Annotated in this window: 16 protein-coding genes; 7 read left to right on the top strand and 9 right to left on the bottom strand. The window is 61.7% G+C overall.

The features are described 5' to 3' along the window. Positions 1-103: 103 nt before the first annotated feature. The gene (locus ACUXAC_RS12050; protein ID WP_387444417.1) at positions 104-811 is read right to left on the bottom strand and encodes a glutathione S-transferase N-terminal domain-containing protein; all 708 of its coding nucleotides are present in this window, start codon (positions 809-811) and stop codon (positions 104-106) included. A gap of 74 nt (positions 812-885) precedes the next feature. After that, positions 886-1,569: an ArsR/SmtB family transcription factor gene (locus tag ACUXAC_RS12045; RefSeq protein ID WP_421115199.1), complete on the bottom strand. Its 684-nt coding sequence runs from the start codon at positions 1,567-1,569 to the stop codon at positions 886-888. 80 nt (positions 1,570-1,649) lie between these two features. On the opposite strand from ACUXAC_RS12045, the gene ACUXAC_RS12040 reads away from it, so the two are divergent. Together ACUXAC_RS12040 and ACUXAC_RS12035 are read left to right on the top strand one after the other, a co-directional pair. Beyond that, positions 1,650-2,669, top strand: a complete 1,020-nt coding sequence (locus ACUXAC_RS12040) for a cytochrome P450 (RefSeq protein ID WP_169318180.1) — start codon at positions 1,650-1,652, stop codon at positions 2,667-2,669. A gap of 12 nt (positions 2,670-2,681) precedes the next feature. Then, complete coding sequence (locus ACUXAC_RS12035) at positions 2,682-3,029, top strand: antibiotic biosynthesis monooxygenase family protein (protein ID WP_060440380.1); 348 nt, start codon at positions 2,682-2,684, stop codon at positions 3,027-3,029. Between the two features lie 34 nt (positions 3,030-3,063). Here the strand turns inward: ACUXAC_RS12035 and ACUXAC_RS12030 are convergent, their stop codons facing one another. Continuing rightward, positions 3,064-3,795 (bottom strand): isochorismatase family protein, encoded by a 732-nt coding sequence (locus ACUXAC_RS12030; RefSeq protein ID WP_079656354.1) that lies wholly within the window; start codon positions 3,793-3,795, stop codon positions 3,064-3,066. 132 nt (positions 3,796-3,927) lie between these two features. Here ACUXAC_RS12030 and ACUXAC_RS12025 point away from each other — a divergent pair, with 132 nt between their 5' ends. Beyond that, positions 3,928-4,824, top strand: a complete 897-nt coding sequence (locus tag ACUXAC_RS12025; RefSeq protein ID WP_454266670.1) for a LysR substrate-binding domain-containing protein — start codon at positions 3,928-3,930, stop codon at positions 4,822-4,824. Between the two features lie 170 nt (positions 4,825-4,994). Next, the gene (locus tag ACUXAC_RS12020) at positions 4,995-5,492 is read left to right on the top strand and encodes an AAA family ATPase (protein WP_225528998.1); all 498 of its coding nucleotides are present in this window, start codon (positions 4,995-4,997) and stop codon (positions 5,490-5,492) included. Positions 5,493-5,524: 32 nt separating this feature from the next. Here ACUXAC_RS12020 and ACUXAC_RS12015 read toward each other — a convergent pair whose 3' ends face one another. From ACUXAC_RS12015 to ACUXAC_RS12000, 4 genes are all read right to left on the bottom strand, one after another. Beyond that, positions 5,525-6,031 carry a GNAT family N-acetyltransferase gene (locus ACUXAC_RS12015; protein ID WP_225528997.1) on the bottom strand — a complete coding sequence of 169 codons (507 nt, stop codon included), beginning with the start codon at positions 6,029-6,031 and terminating at the stop codon, positions 5,525-5,527. Positions 6,032-6,093: 62 nt separating this feature from the next. Further along, the gene (locus ACUXAC_RS12010) at positions 6,094-6,351 is read right to left on the bottom strand and encodes a YjhX family toxin (protein WP_004939031.1); all 258 of its coding nucleotides are present in this window, start codon (positions 6,349-6,351) and stop codon (positions 6,094-6,096) included. Positions 6,352-6,584: 233 nt separating this feature from the next. Further along, entirely contained in the window at positions 6,585-7,055 is a 471-nt protein-coding gene (cynS, locus tag ACUXAC_RS12005; protein ID WP_225528996.1) for a cyanase, read from the bottom strand. A gap of 19 nt (positions 7,056-7,074) precedes the next feature. Continuing rightward, positions 7,075-7,728, bottom strand: a complete 654-nt coding sequence (locus ACUXAC_RS12000; protein WP_048233124.1) for a carbonic anhydrase — start codon at positions 7,726-7,728, stop codon at positions 7,075-7,077. 114 nt (positions 7,729-7,842) lie between these two features. Here ACUXAC_RS12000 and cynR point away from each other — a divergent pair, with 114 nt between their 5' ends. Beyond that, positions 7,843-8,793, top strand: coding sequence for a transcriptional regulator CynR (gene cynR, locus ACUXAC_RS11995; protein WP_060421369.1), 951 nt, complete (start codon positions 7,843-7,845; stop codon positions 8,791-8,793). On the opposite strand, the gene ACUXAC_RS11990 is transcribed toward cynR, so the two are convergent. After that, entirely contained in the window at positions 8,717-9,148 is a 432-nt protein-coding gene (locus tag ACUXAC_RS11990) for a hypothetical protein (protein ID WP_033637706.1), read from the bottom strand. The genes cynR and ACUXAC_RS11990 overlap by 77 nt on opposite strands. A gap of 91 nt (positions 9,149-9,239) precedes the next feature. Between ACUXAC_RS11990 and ACUXAC_RS11985 the strand changes: the two genes are divergently transcribed. Further along, on the top strand, positions 9,240-10,151 hold the full coding sequence (locus ACUXAC_RS11985; protein WP_159317828.1) for an alpha/beta hydrolase family protein: 912 nt from the start codon (positions 9,240-9,242) through the stop codon (positions 10,149-10,151). A gap of 17 nt (positions 10,152-10,168) precedes the next feature. Here the strand turns inward: ACUXAC_RS11985 and ACUXAC_RS11980 are convergent, their stop codons facing one another. Next, positions 10,169-11,473 (bottom strand): MFS transporter, encoded by a 1,305-nt coding sequence (locus ACUXAC_RS11980; RefSeq protein ID WP_060421373.1) that lies wholly within the window; start codon positions 11,471-11,473, stop codon positions 10,169-10,171. 692 nt (positions 11,474-12,165) lie between these two features. On the opposite strand from ACUXAC_RS11980, the gene ACUXAC_RS11975 reads away from it, so the two are divergent. Further along, positions 12,166-13,758, top strand: coding sequence for an ABC-F family ATPase (locus ACUXAC_RS11975; RefSeq protein ID WP_033637709.1), 1,593 nt, complete (start codon positions 12,166-12,168; stop codon positions 13,756-13,758). Positions 13,759-13,808 lie beyond the last annotated feature (50 nt).

Genomic DNA, 13,808 nt, shown 5'->3' with positions numbered 1-13,808 from the left:
AATGTAAATAACATCAAATTGTTACGTAAGGAGAGTAGAGCAGAGGGATGACAATTTTATGACAGCGAAAGACGGGATGGCCCGGCGGCCACCCCGTTTGGCGTCAGGCCGCGCGCGCCGGGATAGACAGCCCGCGCTGCACCGCCGGCCGCGCCAGACCTCGCTCCAGCCACTGCGCGACGCGCGGGAAACTGTCGAACGCCACCAGCTCGCGCGCCTCATAAAAGCCGATCAGGTTACGCACCCAGCCCAGCAGCGAGATATCGGCGATGGTGTAGTCCGCGCCCATGATCCAGTCGCGGCCTTCAAGGCGCGTTTCCAGCACGCCGAGCAGGCGTTTCGATTCGTTCTTGTAGCGCTCCAGCGGCCGTTTGTCTTCATACTCGCGCCCGGCGAATTTGTGAAAGAAACCGAGCTGGCCGAACATTGGGCCGACGGCGGCCATCTGGAAGAACACCCACTGAATGGTTTCATAACGCTGCGCCGGATCCTGCGGCAGGAAACGGCCGCTCTTTTCCGCCAGGTAGAGCAGAATGGCGCCGGATTCGAACAGCGGCAGCGGTCGGCCGCCGGGGCCATCGGGATCGATGATCGCCGGGATCTTGCCGTTCGGGTTCAGCGCCAGAAATTCCGGCGTCCAGGTTTCGTTGTTGCCGATGTCGATCAGGTGCGCTTCATAAGGCAGGCCGATCTCTTCCAGCATGATGGACACTTTGACGCCGTTCGGCGTCGGCAGGGAATAGAGCTGCAGCCGTTCCGGGTGCTGAGTCGGCCAGCGTTTGACGATCGGGAATTGGGTGGAATCGAGCATGGAAACTCCTCGGGTTGGCGGGGTCACTTAAGCGTACCCCTTGAGTATTGCAGTAAAACTACCCCGCCGCCGGGTTACACCGTGAGCTCAAAATGTGCGGCCAGCGCTTTTTTACCGGCGGGGGTCAGCTGCAGCTCGCGGCTGTCGAGCCGGCGGACGATCCAGCCGCGTTGAATAAAGGCGGCCAGCAGCGCGGCGCCCAGTGCGCCACCGAGGTGAGATCGGCGTTCGCTCCAGTCCAGGCAGCCGCAGGCGAAGCGGCGGCGGGTGGGGGCGGGGGAGCAATCGACGCCCAGCCGCGCCAGCGCGGCCTGACCGACGTCGCTTAACCGGTAGTCTTCCTCACCGCTCAGCCAGCTCAGCGCATGCAGCCGATCGTGCAGCTTCACCGCCACCTCGCCCGCCATGTGGTCGTAGCAGGTGCGGGCATATTGCAGCGTGGTGGGCGTGCTGCTTTTCACCGACGGGCGCGGTACGCCCGCCAGCGCCATCAGGCCTTCCAGCGCTTCGGCCACCGGCTGACCGGCCAGCCGGAAATAGCGATAGCGCCCCTGTTTGACGCAGGCGATCAGCCGCTGCTCCAGCAGTTTCGCCAGATGCGCGCTGGCGGTGGACGGGGCGACCTCGACCGCCGCGCTGAGCTCGGTGGCGGTGTAGGCGCGCCCATCCATCAACAGGCACAGCATGCGTGCCCGGGTGCGGTCGGCGATGGCGGCGCTCAACGCCGCTAAACGATCTTCTATGTCGATGTTATGCATACTTCGAGGTTAGGCGAAGTATGACTGCGCGTCCAGCGCTAGCCTGTGGTTATCGCCATCTGGTACCGAGGGAGAAAACCATGTCCGTATGTCCTTATGCCGCCGCGCTCGCCGCCGAGCCGCAGATGCACTATCGCGCCTTGCCGCCCCTGAGCTGGGATAGCGCATGGCAATGTTGGGTGGCCACTACGCCGCAGTGGGTGAGGGAAGCGCTGCTCAATGCCGATCTCGGCGTGCGGCCGGCCGATGAGCCGGTGCCGGCGGCCTTGCTGGAGACGCCGATGGCGCCGCTTTTCGCCGGGCTGGCGCGAATGCGCGACGGCGAGGAGCATCGCACGCTTAAGGCGGCGCTGCAGCGGGCGTTAGCTTCCTGCGACGATACTCTGATTCAGCAAACCGCGGCACTGTGCGCGGCGCGGTTAGCGTCAAAGGCCCCCGAGGCGGCGGCGATCACCCGCTTTAACTACGGGTTGCCGGTCTGCACCCTCGGCGCATTGTTGGGCGTGCCTGAAGCGCAGTGGCAACATCTTATCGACGACAGCCTGGACTTTGTCCGCTGTATCGCGCCCGGCGGCACGCAGCAGCAGCTGGCACGCGGCATTGCGGCGGCGCAGCGGCTCTGTGCCCGGCTGGCGACGGGGAATGGCGTGCTGCGCCAGGCCCTGGTGCGGGAGATCGGCGACGCCCGGCTTGTGTCGGCCAATGCGCTCGGCCTGCTGTTTCAGGCCTGTGAGGCGACGGCGGGCTGGCTCGGGCAGGCGTATTTGCTGGCACGGCAGAACGGCGAAGTGGACACCGCGCTGGATCGGGTGCGGGCGCTGACGCCACCTATCCAAAACACGCGCCGTTTCGTCTTACGCGAGACGCAGCTTGCCGGTTGTACGCTGCGCGTGGGGCAGACCGTCTTGCTGTTGCTCGGCACCGACGGCGAACTGGCCTTCGGCGCAGGGGCACACCGCTGCCCGGGCGAACGCTGGGCGAGGATTATCGCGCGCTGCGGCGTGGCGCATCTGTGTTCGCTGAATATTGATGAGCGGGCGTTGGAATCGGTGCGGTGGCGCCATTCCTACAATGCGCGCGTACCGGAATTTTACCGTTGAGAGGAAACGATAATGATCGCCGTGATTTTTGAACTGCAGGCCGCCGACGGGCAGCGTGATACCTATCTGGCGCTGGCGGCGGAGCTGAAGCCGCTGCTGGCGCAGATCGATGGATTCATTTCCATCGAGCGTTTTCAAAGCCTGGCCGATCCTGCGCGCCTGCTGTCGCTCTCCTTCTGGCGCGACGAGGCGGCGGTGCAGCAGTGGCGCAATCTCGAGCAGCACCGGGCGGCGCAGGCGCGCGGCCGTGGCGAGGTGCTGGCGCAGTATCGGCTGCGGGTGGCGGAGGTGGTGCGGGACTACGGGCTGGAGAGACGCGACCAGGCGCCGCAGGATAGCCGTGGCTATCACCGCACCTGAAGAAAGCCCGCCGCCGGCGGGCTTTCTTCGCCCGTTATTTCGCTTCGCTGCCCACCTTCATCGCCCCGGCGTAGCTGGCGCCCATCCCCCAGGCAGCGCCGTGGTCGCGGGCGATCTGCAATACGCCTCCCGCCGTGGCTTTGCGGCTCCAGTCCTGCTGCCATTCCAGCATCAACGCCACCCAGTTGATGGGCGTGGCGCCCGCCTGTATCAGGCGCTGCATGGCGTTGTTTTGGCTGTCTGGCGTAATGTCGCCGGTGACGTCCGACAGAATATAAACCTCATATCCCTCGCCCAGGGCGGACAGCGCCGGCAGCATCACGCAGCTGGCGGTCCACAGCCCGCCGATGATGATTTTCTTGCGGCCGGATTGTTTGATCAGATCCACCACGCGCCGATCCTGCCAGACGTTGATGGCGGTGCGATCGTACACCTGCAGGTCCGGGCGTGCCTGCGTCACCTGCTGGAATACCGGCCCGGCGAAGCTTTTGGCGTTGGCCGAGGCCAGAATGGTCGGCACGTTAAACACCTTGGCGGCCTTGGCGATGCCGGCGGCGTTATTGACCAGGTTGGTTTGGTCGATAGAGGAAATGGTCATGCCGAACATGTCCTGTAGATCGACCAGCAGCAGCAGACTGTTCTCGGCCGTCAGCGGCTGCACATAACCCGCCTGGCGGCTGTCGGCGGCGGGGGATTGCGCCAACGCGGCGACGGGGGCGGCGGCGGCGCTCAGGCCGAGCATCAGGGCGAACAGGGTCTTTTTCATTATTAACTCCATGATTATCAGTAGATTAAATTCACTTCCCACTCAGGGAAGCGGTTGAATAAAGTCTACTGAGGTTGTTGAGGTTAATAATCTGTGTTTTATTGAATTCATAATTAACCAATGGGACATAATGTGAACGTGTTACTGACGATGCGCGCCTTTCGCCGCGTGGTTGAGCGCAACAGTTTTTATAAGGCGGCGGAGGATTTGGCGATCACGCCGGCGGCGTTGAGCAAGCAGATTAAGCAGTTGGAGAACCGGTTGGGGACATTGTTGCTGGTGCGCACCACCCGCAGCATGAGCCTGACCGAAGCCGGGCAGCTCTATTACCAGGAAGCCTGTCGGTTGCTTGGCGAGTTTGACGCGCTGGAGCAGACGGTTGCAGCCAGTGCGCAGCAGGTCTCCGGCACGCTGCGGGTCAATGCGCCGCTCTCGTTCGGCCTGACGGTGCTGTCGCCGCTGCTGCCGCCGTTTATGCAACGCTACCCGCAGCTGCAGGTGGAACTGACGCTGGACGACAGGGTATTGGACGTGGTGGCGGCCGGTTTCGACATTTCCTTGCGCATTCGCCGACGGCTGCCGGATTCTTCCCTCAGTGCCCGGGCACTGGGTGAAGTGCACCAGCGAATTTGCGCCGCACCCGGCTATTTGGCGCAGCACGGCGTGCCGCAAACGCCGAATGACTTGCCGCGTCACAGCTGTCTGGCCTATTCCCTGGCGGAAAGGCCGGGGCAGTGGCAGTTCACCGCCGGCGAGGAGGGCCTGAGCGTGACGTTCACTCCCCGATTGATCGCCAACAACAGCCTGATGCTGCGGGACATGCTGGTGGCGGGACTGGGCATCGGTTCGCTGCCGTCGTTCGTGGCGGATCCCGAAATCGCCGCCGGCAGGCTGGTGCGGCTGTTCCCTGAACAGATTGCCGAAGCGCATCAGGTCTTCGCTGTTTACCCGACGCGCCGGCATGTGCAGCAGAAAGTGAGTTTATTCACCGAGTTTGTGCGAGAACAGGGATTGATGACGGCGAATTGACAACGGCGCACGGTTGTCATATTCCTTAGTTATGAAAAGATCCTATCGCCCATTCGCGCAAATTATTATCACCATGCTTCGTGTGGTGGGATAGCGCGTGTGTCGCCAATAAAAAACCCGCCGGCAAGGCGGGTTTTTTTATCCCCTTCCGGCAACGACCGGAGAACGGCATGAAAACCTACCCTGCAGTTTTACACCTGATGTGCGGCAAGGCCGGCGCAGGCAAATCGACGCTGGCGCAGCGTTTGGCGCAGCAACCGCAAACGCTGTTGCTGGTCGAAGATGCGTGGCTGGCGACGCTGTATGAACAGGAGATGGCCAGCTTGCAAGACTATGCGCGCTGTTCCGAACGGTTACGGCGGGCGCTGGGCGGGCACCTCGTTCAGTTGCTGCGCGGCGGCTGGTCCGTGGCGCTCGATTTCCCGATGAATACGCCGGACAGGCGGCGCTGGGCCAAAGCGTTGGCGGAGGAAGCCGGCGTCGCGCACTGCCTGCATTTTCTCGACGTCAGCCATGCGCAGTGCCTGAGCCGGATAACACTGAGAAACGCGCGCGGCGAGCATCCGTTTACACTGAGCGAAGCGGAGTTTGAGCGCCTGGCACAGTACTTTGTTTCCCCGACGGAAGAGGAAGGGATGACCGTTTTGCGTTATGGCGAACAGAACTGAAAACCGGCGCCATGACGGCGCCGGCAACAAGGTTAGGATTCGGCGTTAAACGCGTTGTGGAAGGCGACTTCCGCACACGGCAGCGCGCCCTGGAAGGCGATGGCGCGGAAGTAGTCTTGCGGCACGTCCGGCAGGGTCAGCGCGGTCTGCGCCTGGAAGCCGAAACGGCCGTAATAGTTCGGATCGCCCAGCACCACGCAGCCTGCGGCGTGCCGTTCCTGCAGCTCGGCCAATAGCTGGCGGATCAGCCGGCTGCCGATCCCCCGGTTCTGACTGGCCGGCAGCACCGACACCGGCGCCAGCCCGTACCAACCGGCGGTGCCGTTGCTGAGTGTGACCGGCGAGACGGACGCGTGCCCGATCGGTGTGCCATTGTGCTCAGCGACCAGCGACAGGGTGAGAGCGCCTGCCGCACGCAGCGCGTTGACGATAAACTGCTCGGTGTGGCTGCTGTGTTCGGCATGCAGGAACGCGGCGGCGGTCAGGGTGGCGATGGCGTCGACGTCGGCCGGCGTTTCGTGGCGTAAAGTGATGTTCATGGTTGTATCCTGATTAAATAAGGCTGAGCCGACCGGGCTACCTGCCCGGCCGGTATCGATGATTAACGGTTATCCAGCTGCGCACGCACGGCCTTGAGCCCGGCGAAGGTGACGCGATAAGGGCGCCCCTGGCGAGAGAGGATCAGGCGTTTGGTTTTGAGTTTGGTGAAGACGGCCAGTGAGCAGTCGGCCAGGCCGAGCCCTTCGCGGGTGTAGCATTCGACGTGGGTGACGCGACCGGCGTCGTTGCGGGTGAAGGCGATATAGCCGCCTTTGGCCAACACGTGCAGCACGCGTTGTTCCGCTTTGGAAATGTTCATGTTGGGAGATCCTGTAATAACCCCAGATACGCGCATCCCCGCGCAAACGCGCGTCGGATACGTCAGAGTCCCTCGCCATACGGCAAGGAAGCGACTATCGGGTGGTTACAATCTCCAACATACAGGCCTCGGGCAGTGAAAAACGCCAGGACGGCGTTTCAGCGCAGTTAATGTAGCCAATGGCCGGTTGGCTGTCAATTTGCCGGCGGCGCGGGCCGCCGGCGCAAGGCCAATCAGAAAGGCTTGGTCGGCAGGTATTTGCCGTCCAGGGTGATCACTGCGCGTTCGCCACCGTCCGGATCGGCGACCTTTTTGATATCCAGCTTGAAGTTGATGGCGCTGATGATGCCGTCGCCGAACTGCTCGTGCACCAGCGCTTTCAGCGTGGAGCCGTAAACCTGCAGCATTTCATAGAAGCGATAAATGGTCGGATCGGTCGGCACGCCGCCGGGAATGCTGCCGCGCAGCGGGATGGTTTGCAGCAGCAGCACCGCCTCTTCGTCCAGCCCCAGCTTGGCCGCTACCGTGCGCGCCGCCGGTTCCGGCAGCGCATGCTGCCCCAGCAGCGCGGCGGTGACGAACGCCAGGCTGAGACCGGTGCCCTCGGCCAGCGCGTCGAAAGTCAGGTTATGGCGGATCTTGGCGGCCATAATGGTGTCAGTGAGCTCTTCGCGCGGGGCGGCGTTGTGCAGAGAGTGTGTCATGTTAGCTCCTTTTGTTGGCTTAAAAACGGGCGATCGCCGGGGTGGCGGTCACGTCGGGATGGGTGGCGAGCGGCACGAAGCGGCGGGTTTCGCCGTCCAGCGCCTCGATAGCGCCGCTGGCGATGTCATAGACCCAGCCGTGCAGCGTCAGGCGGCCCTGATCCAGCGCCAGGGCGACGGAAGGGTGCGTTTTGATGTTGTTGAGCTGGGCGATGACGTTTTCGCGCACCATCGACGCGACCCGGGCCTCGTCGGAGGCGTGCGGATAAGCCTGATTGACCGCCTTCGCGGAATCGGCGTAACGCAGCCAGCCTGCGACCGTCGGCAGGTGCTCCAGGCACTGGCAGGTGGCGATGGCGGTCATCGCGCCGCAGTCGGAATGGCCGCAGATCACGATATCCTCCACGCCCAGCGCGGCGACGGCGTACTCGACCGAGGCGGTAACCCCGCCGGGTTCGGGGCCGAAAGAAGGCACGATGTTACCGGCGTTGCGGATCACGAACAGATCCCCCGGCTCGCGCTGGGTGACCAGCTCCGGTACCAGGCGGCTGTCGGAACATGAGATAAACAGGGTGCGCGGGTTTTGGCGGGTCGCCAACTGCTGAAACAGCGCCGTGCGTTCAACAAAGGCTTCGCGCTGGAACTTCAGGAAGCCTTCAATCACCTCTTTCATCCGTTTCTCCATTGGGTGTCGTTATGCGATGGCGGCATGATGAACGCTTCTGGCTATAGGGTCTAAGACCCATTTATAATGCCAGCTATAGGTTTTACTAATAGCTGGGGCGCTATGCTGCTGCGACACATCCGTTATTTTCTGGCCGTTGCCGAACAGGGCAACTTCACCCGCGCCGCCGAAGCGCTGCACGTCTCGCAACCGACGCTGTCTCAACAGATCAAGCAGCTGGAAGACACACTGGGGGCGCCGCTGTTCGATCGCAGCGGCAGAGCCGTGCGCCTGACCGACGCCGGTGAGGCGTGGATGCGCTATGCGCGCTTGGCGCTGCAAGATCTGGACGCCGGCGCGCGGGCGATCCATGACGTGGCGACGCTGGCGCGCGGCCATTTGCGGCTGGCGATGACGCCGACCTTCACCGCCTATCTGGTGGGGCCGACGATCGATGCGTTCTACCGCCGCTACCCGGGGATTACCCTGAGCATCGAGGAGATGGCGCAAGAGCGAATTGAGGCGCTGCTGGCGCAGGATAGGCTGGATCTGGGCATCGCCTTCGAGATGGCGCAGTCGGCGGAGGTGGAAGCGGCGGCGTTGTTCAGCGAGACGCTGGAGCTGATGGTCGGCGCCGACCATCCCCTGGCGTCTCATCGCCGGCCGCTGACGCTGGCGGAGTGGCAACATCTGCCGCTGGCCTTGCTGAGCGGCGACTTCGCCACGCGGCAGTTTATCGATCGCTACTGCACGCAGCTGGGATTTCGGCCGCAGGTGGCGGTGGAGGCCAACGCGCTGGGCGCCATCGTCGAGATCGTGCGGCGCGGGCAGCTCGCCACGCTGCTGCCGGCCGCCATTGCGCGCGAGAATCGGCAGTTGAAAAAAGTGGCATTGGCCAACGCCATGCCGGTGCGGCAGGCGGTGTGGCTGCAGCGCAAAGGCGCTTACCGCAGCGCCGCCGCGCAGGCGTTTATTGCCGTCTTGCAGGAACAGGGCGTTACGCCAACGCCCCCCAGCGCTGCGTCATCCCCAGCAGATGCACCAGCCCGAAGCCGAGGCAAATCAGCGAGCTGACGACGATAAAGCGCTGGCTGCGGCCGGTATCGCGAAGGGCGAAGGGGCCGGCGACGCCGCGCAGCAGGTAGATGAAGGTAATGATAAACAGCGCGGGCCGCAGCAGCGGCAGCGGCGCGATCAGGCCCGCGCCGGAAAGCGCATACAGCGACCAAATAAACAGCACCAGCGCGATACCGGCGGTGACGACGGCCGGGAACTTTTTACCCGCTTCCGCCGCCTTAATGAAGCGATCGCCGGCGCCGCATAGCCGGTAGCCGCGCGGCCCGGCGGCGATCACCCAGATATGCAGCAGCGCGGCGATGGCGCTCAGCGCGGCGCCGATCAGCAGCGCGGTGTTATAGAGGTGCGGCATGGTAGCGCTTCCCTGTCAGAAAAGTGGTTGGCATGAAGCGTAGACCAGAAAAGGCGAATTAACCGAACGTAACAGGGAAGAGGAGCAAGTAATGAGACTGGCGACGGGTATGCTGAGCGCATTGGCGCTGTGGAGCGGGCTGGCGATGGCGCAACCTGCGGCGCTGACGCTGCCCAGGGAAGACGGTTCGAGTATTCATTACTATCTGGACGCCGCGGTGCCCGGGCAATCGTCGGCGGCGCTGTTGGTGATCCTGCAAGGATCGGATTGCAACAGCGTACGGCATATCCGCCTGCTGGCGCCGTTGCGGCAGGTGTTCCCCGCCGCAGACCTGCTGACGGTGGAGAAATACGGCATCGACGACCGGTTGCCGTACCGCGAAGAAGTCCCGCGGCAGGATTGCCCGGACGCTTTTGTGCAGCATGACACGCCGCAGCGGCGGGTGAGCGATGTCACCCAGGTGCTGCAGGCGGTGATTGCGCGCAACGGCTATCAAAAGGTCGCGGTGCTGGGAGGCAGCGAAGGGGCGGTGATCGCCAATCTGGTGACGGCCTCCTCGGGCCGGATTGATGCCACCCTCGCGTTCAGCGGTGGCGGGCGCTGGTTTATCGACGACGTGCGCCACAGCGCTGCCGACGCGCCGAAGGAAGAGGTGGCCGGGCTGAACGCATTTTTGCAGCAGGTGATGACGGCGCCGCCGTTCCCCCTGAACGCCAGCGATCATGGCTATGCCTGGTGGCATGGCATGCTGAACATCGATCAGCTCGCCACCCTGCGCAGCATCAAGACGCCGGTGCTGATCGTGCAGGGCGACCAGGATCGCGCCGTTTCGCCGGGGGCGGTCGACAATATGATCGACGAATTGCGGGCCGCCGGCAAAACGAACATTACCTATGTCAATTACGCTGGATTGGACCATGTGATGCGGCGTGAAAATGGCGCCAGCGAGATGGCGCGGGTGGTGGCGGACATGCGCGCGTGGCTGGAGAAGCAGCTGCGCTGACCGGCCACCCATGGGCCTTACTCGGTGTGGCGCTCCCGGAACAGCAGAGTGGCTATCAGGCTGACGGTCAGCATGCCGGTCACGTACCACGCCGGCGCCAGCGGGTTGTCGCTGACATCCAGCAACCAGGTAACGATCAGCTGCGCCGAGCCGCCGAACAGCGTCACGCCGAAGGCGTAGATCATCGAGGTGCCGGTGGCGCGCACGTGGCGCGGCAGCGCCGAGACGATCAGCATGGTGCTGGACAGCATGTTGATGCCCAGCGCGCCGATCAGCAGGATGCGGAAGACGATCGCCAGCCACAGGGTTTGCGTGGCGCTGAGGAACCAGAAGGTTGGGTAAATCAGGATCAGTGCCGCAAAGATCGAGAACAGCAGCGGCCTTTTGTAATTCTGGATCCGATCGACATAGCGCCCGGCGTAATAGACCGCCACGATTTGCACCACGGAGGCGATGCAACTGAACAGATAGGCGGTCGGGCCGGCGATGCGGTAGGTCTGCATCATGTAGGTCGGCATGTAAAGCAGCACCACATAAACCATCACGGTGCCGGACATGATGACCAGCACACCCAGCAATAGGTCTTTAGCATGGTTGCTCACCAGATCCCATACCGGATTCAGCGGTACCCGCGCACGATCCGGCTGTTCGCCGCTGTAGGTCTCTTCCAGGTGCTTACGGATATAGACGCCGACCGGAATGATCAGCAGGCCGATGATGAACGGCACGCGCCAGCCCCAGGCATACAGCGCCTCTTCCGACAGAAAATAGGTGAGCGCCAGCCCGCAAGAGGCGCCGAGCAGGGCGCTGACGCCCTGGCTGATCGCCTGCCAACTGACGAAAAAGCCGCGCTGATTGGCCCCGGCGGACTCCAGCAGTAGCGTGGTCGCTGAGCCCACTTCACCGCCGGCGGCGAAGCCCTGAATCAGGCGACCGACTACGATCAGCACCGGCGCCAGAACGCCGATTTGCGCATGGGTTGGCGCGAAGGCAATCAGGGCGGTGCCGACGCCCATCAGCACGATGGTCATCAGCATGGCGGCCTTGCGGCCGACCCGGTCGGCATAGGCGCCCAGCACCATGCTGCCCAGCGGGCGCATGATAAAGCCGACGCCGAACACCGCCACCGACATCAACAAAGAGCCGTAGGCGCTGTCGCTGGGAAAATAGAGTTTGCCGATGATGGCGGCAAAGAAGCTGTATACGGTGAAGTCGAAAATCTCCAGGCCGTTGCCCAGGCTGGCGCCGACAATGACTTTGTAATTTACCGCGCCTTTCTCTGCCGTTTGGCTTTTGGGCAAGGTTTTTTCAGCAGTGTTCATCGTTATCTCTCGCGATAGGTGGACGGTGTGTTGTTATTATTTTCTGGCCGTGGTGGCATTATCCGGGACGGCGATAACCGCCGCCCGAAGCGGCAACAGAATGGCAACGTCTCCTTTACATATACTTGTATGTACAACCCTGTGCAATATGAGGGCGGTTAACGGGATAACGCGGGTTTGATTTTTTTAAGATTTTGTATTTATATGTTTTTTTTGAATTTATAACGTGTGGCAGTGAGGTGATTTAGTGCCGATTTAGTGAGCTGTAGCGCATTAATAATCGAAAAAATCCTGGCATTTAAGAAGGGGGTCACAAAATGTCGCGTATAGCAGAATATGTGGCGATAGTCGGCAAGAAATAGAATTAAATAGAAGTGTGTTGACTGTATCAATGATTCTCAAGAGGTATTCAGGTGCGATTTATTCTTACCTGGTGCGGTATCTGGCGAGAATGTATTTCATTTTTTATTTTAATTAATACCGATAATTAATATGTTTTGTGAATTTGTTCGAGCTATTGTACGGTTTGCTGAGCGAAGCCTCCCCGTGACTTTCATCGGTATTATCCAACGCAGGTATGATTCATCCGTCGGCGCCGCTCAAAATGTCACCAAAACTTCCCGCGATCTCTGCACCCCGTTGTGGCATAATGCGCGCCAAATCACATTCCCTATGTATAAAGAGCGAGCGCTGTGTTAAGCACCAACAACATCACCATGCAGTTCGGCAGCAAGCCGTTGTTTGAAAACATCTCTGTTAAATTCGGCGGCGGCAACCGTTACGGCCTGATCGGCGCCAACGGCTGCGGCAAGTCCACCTTTATGAAAATCCTCGGCGGCGATTTGGCGCCGACCGGCGGCAACGTGTTCCTCGATCCGAACGAGCGCCTGGGTAAACTGCGTCAGGATCAGTTTGCCTTCGAACAATACAGCGTGCTGGACACCGTGATCATGGGCCACACCGAGCTGTGGGCGGTGAAGGAAGAGCGCGACCGCATCTACGCCATGGCGGAGATGAGCGAGGAAGACGGCTATAAAGTGGCCGATCTGGAAGTCGCCTACGGCGAGATGGACGGTTACACCGCCGAAGCGCGCGCCGGCGAACTGCTGCTTGGCGTCGGTATTCCGGTGGAACAGCACTACGGCCCGATGAGCGAAATCGCGCCGGGCTGGAAGCTGCGCGTATTGCTGGCGCAGGCGCTGTTCTCCGATCCGGAAATCCTGCTGCTCGACGAACCGACGAACAACCTGGACATCGATACCATTCGCTGGCTGGAGCAGGTGCTGAACGAACGTAACAGCACCATGATCATCATCTCGCACGACCGTCACTTCCTGAACATGGTCTGCACCCACATGGCGGATCTGGACTACGGCGAACTGCGCGTTTACCCGGGCAACTACGACGAATACATGACCGCCGCCACCCAGGCGCGTGAACGTCTGCTGGCCGACAACGCCAAGAAGAAGGCGCAGATCAACGAGCTGCAATCGTTCGTCAGCCGCTTCAGCGCCAACGCCTCCAAATCCAAGCAGGCCACCTCGCGCGCCCGCCAGATCGACAAGATCCAGCTGGAAGAAGTGAAGGCCTCCAGCCGCCAGAACCCGTTCATCCGTTTCGATCAGGACAAGAAGCTGTTCCGTAACGCGCTGGAAGTGGAAGCGCTCACCAAGGGCTTCGACAACGGCCCGCTGTTCAGCAAGCTGAACCTGATGGTGGAAGTGGGTGAGAAGGTTGCGGTGCTGGGCGCCAACGGCATCGGTAAAACCACCTTGCTGAAAACGCTGGTGGGCGACGCGCAGCCGGACAGCGGCACCGTGAAGTGGTCGGAAAACGCCCGCATCGGTTACTACGCGCAGGATCACGAATACGAGTTCGACGATACCCTGACCGTGTTCGACTGGATGAGCCAGTGGAAGCAGGAAAAAGACGACGAGCAGGCGGTGCGCAGCGTGCTGGGCCGTTTGCTGTTCAGCCAGGACGACATCAAGAAGAAAGTGAAGGTGCTGTCCGGTGGCGAGAAGGGCCGCATGCTGTTCGGCAAGCTGATGATGCAGCGCCCGAATATTCTGGTGATGGACGAACCGACCAACCACCTGGATATGGAATCCATCGAATCGCTGAACATGGCGCTGGAGATGTACGAAGGCACGCTGATCTTCGTCTCCCACGACCGTGAGTTCGTCAGCTCGCTGGCGACGCGCATTCTGGAAATCACCCCGAACAAGGTGATCGACTTTACCGGCAACTACGAAGACTATCTGCGCAGCCAGGGCATCGTGTAACCCTCGCGGCAACGCATCAGGGCGGGAATTATCCCGCCCTTTTTTTATCC

Source organism: Serratia sp. 121840015-1 (genome assembly GCF_053627655.1).
This window is presented reverse-complemented; position numbering and strand designations above follow the sequence as displayed.

What these genes read in the sequence shown, in the direction of transcription:
- ACUXAC_RS12050 (WP_387444417.1), bottom strand. Translation starts at nt 811, where the DNA reads ATGCTCGATTCCACCCAATTCCCGATCGTCAAACGCTGGCCGACTCAG.
- ACUXAC_RS12045 (WP_421115199.1), bottom strand. Translation starts at nt 1,569, where the DNA reads ATGCATAACATCGACATAGAAGATCGTTTAGCGGCGTTGAGCGCCGCC.
- ACUXAC_RS12040 (WP_169318180.1), top strand. Translation starts at nt 1,650, where the DNA reads ATGTCCGTATGTCCTTATGCCGCCGCGCTCGCCGCCGAGCCGCAGATG.
- ACUXAC_RS12035 (WP_060440380.1), top strand. Translation starts at nt 2,682, where the DNA reads ATGATCGCCGTGATTTTTGAACTGCAGGCCGCCGACGGGCAGCGTGAT.
- ACUXAC_RS12030 (WP_079656354.1), bottom strand. Translation starts at nt 3,795, where the DNA reads ATGAAAAAGACCCTGTTCGCCCTGATGCTCGGCCTGAGCGCCGCCGCC.
- ACUXAC_RS12020 (WP_225528998.1), top strand. Translation starts at nt 4,995, where the DNA reads ATGAAAACCTACCCTGCAGTTTTACACCTGATGTGCGGCAAGGCCGGC.
- ACUXAC_RS12015 (WP_225528997.1), bottom strand. Translation starts at nt 6,031, where the DNA reads ATGAACATCACTTTACGCCACGAAACGCCGGCCGACGTCGACGCCATC.
- ACUXAC_RS12010 (WP_004939031.1), bottom strand. Translation starts at nt 6,351, where the DNA reads ATGAACATTTCCAAAGCGGAACAACGCGTGCTGCACGTGTTGGCCAAA.
- cynS (WP_225528996.1), bottom strand. Translation starts at nt 7,055, where the DNA reads ATGACACACTCTCTGCACAACGCCGCCCCGCGCGAAGAGCTCACTGAC.
- ACUXAC_RS12000 (WP_048233124.1), bottom strand. Translation starts at nt 7,728, where the DNA reads ATGAAAGAGGTGATTGAAGGCTTCCTGAAGTTCCAGCGCGAAGCCTTT.
- cynR (WP_060421369.1), top strand. Translation starts at nt 7,843, where the DNA reads ATGCTGCTGCGACACATCCGTTATTTTCTGGCCGTTGCCGAACAGGGC.
- ACUXAC_RS11990 (WP_033637706.1), bottom strand. Translation starts at nt 9,148, where the DNA reads ATGCCGCACCTCTATAACACCGCGCTGCTGATCGGCGCCGCGCTGAGC.
- ACUXAC_RS11985 (WP_159317828.1), top strand. Translation starts at nt 9,240, where the DNA reads ATGAGACTGGCGACGGGTATGCTGAGCGCATTGGCGCTGTGGAGCGGG.
- ACUXAC_RS11980 (WP_060421373.1), bottom strand. Translation starts at nt 11,473, where the DNA reads ATGAACACTGCTGAAAAAACCTTGCCCAAAAGCCAAACGGCAGAGAAA.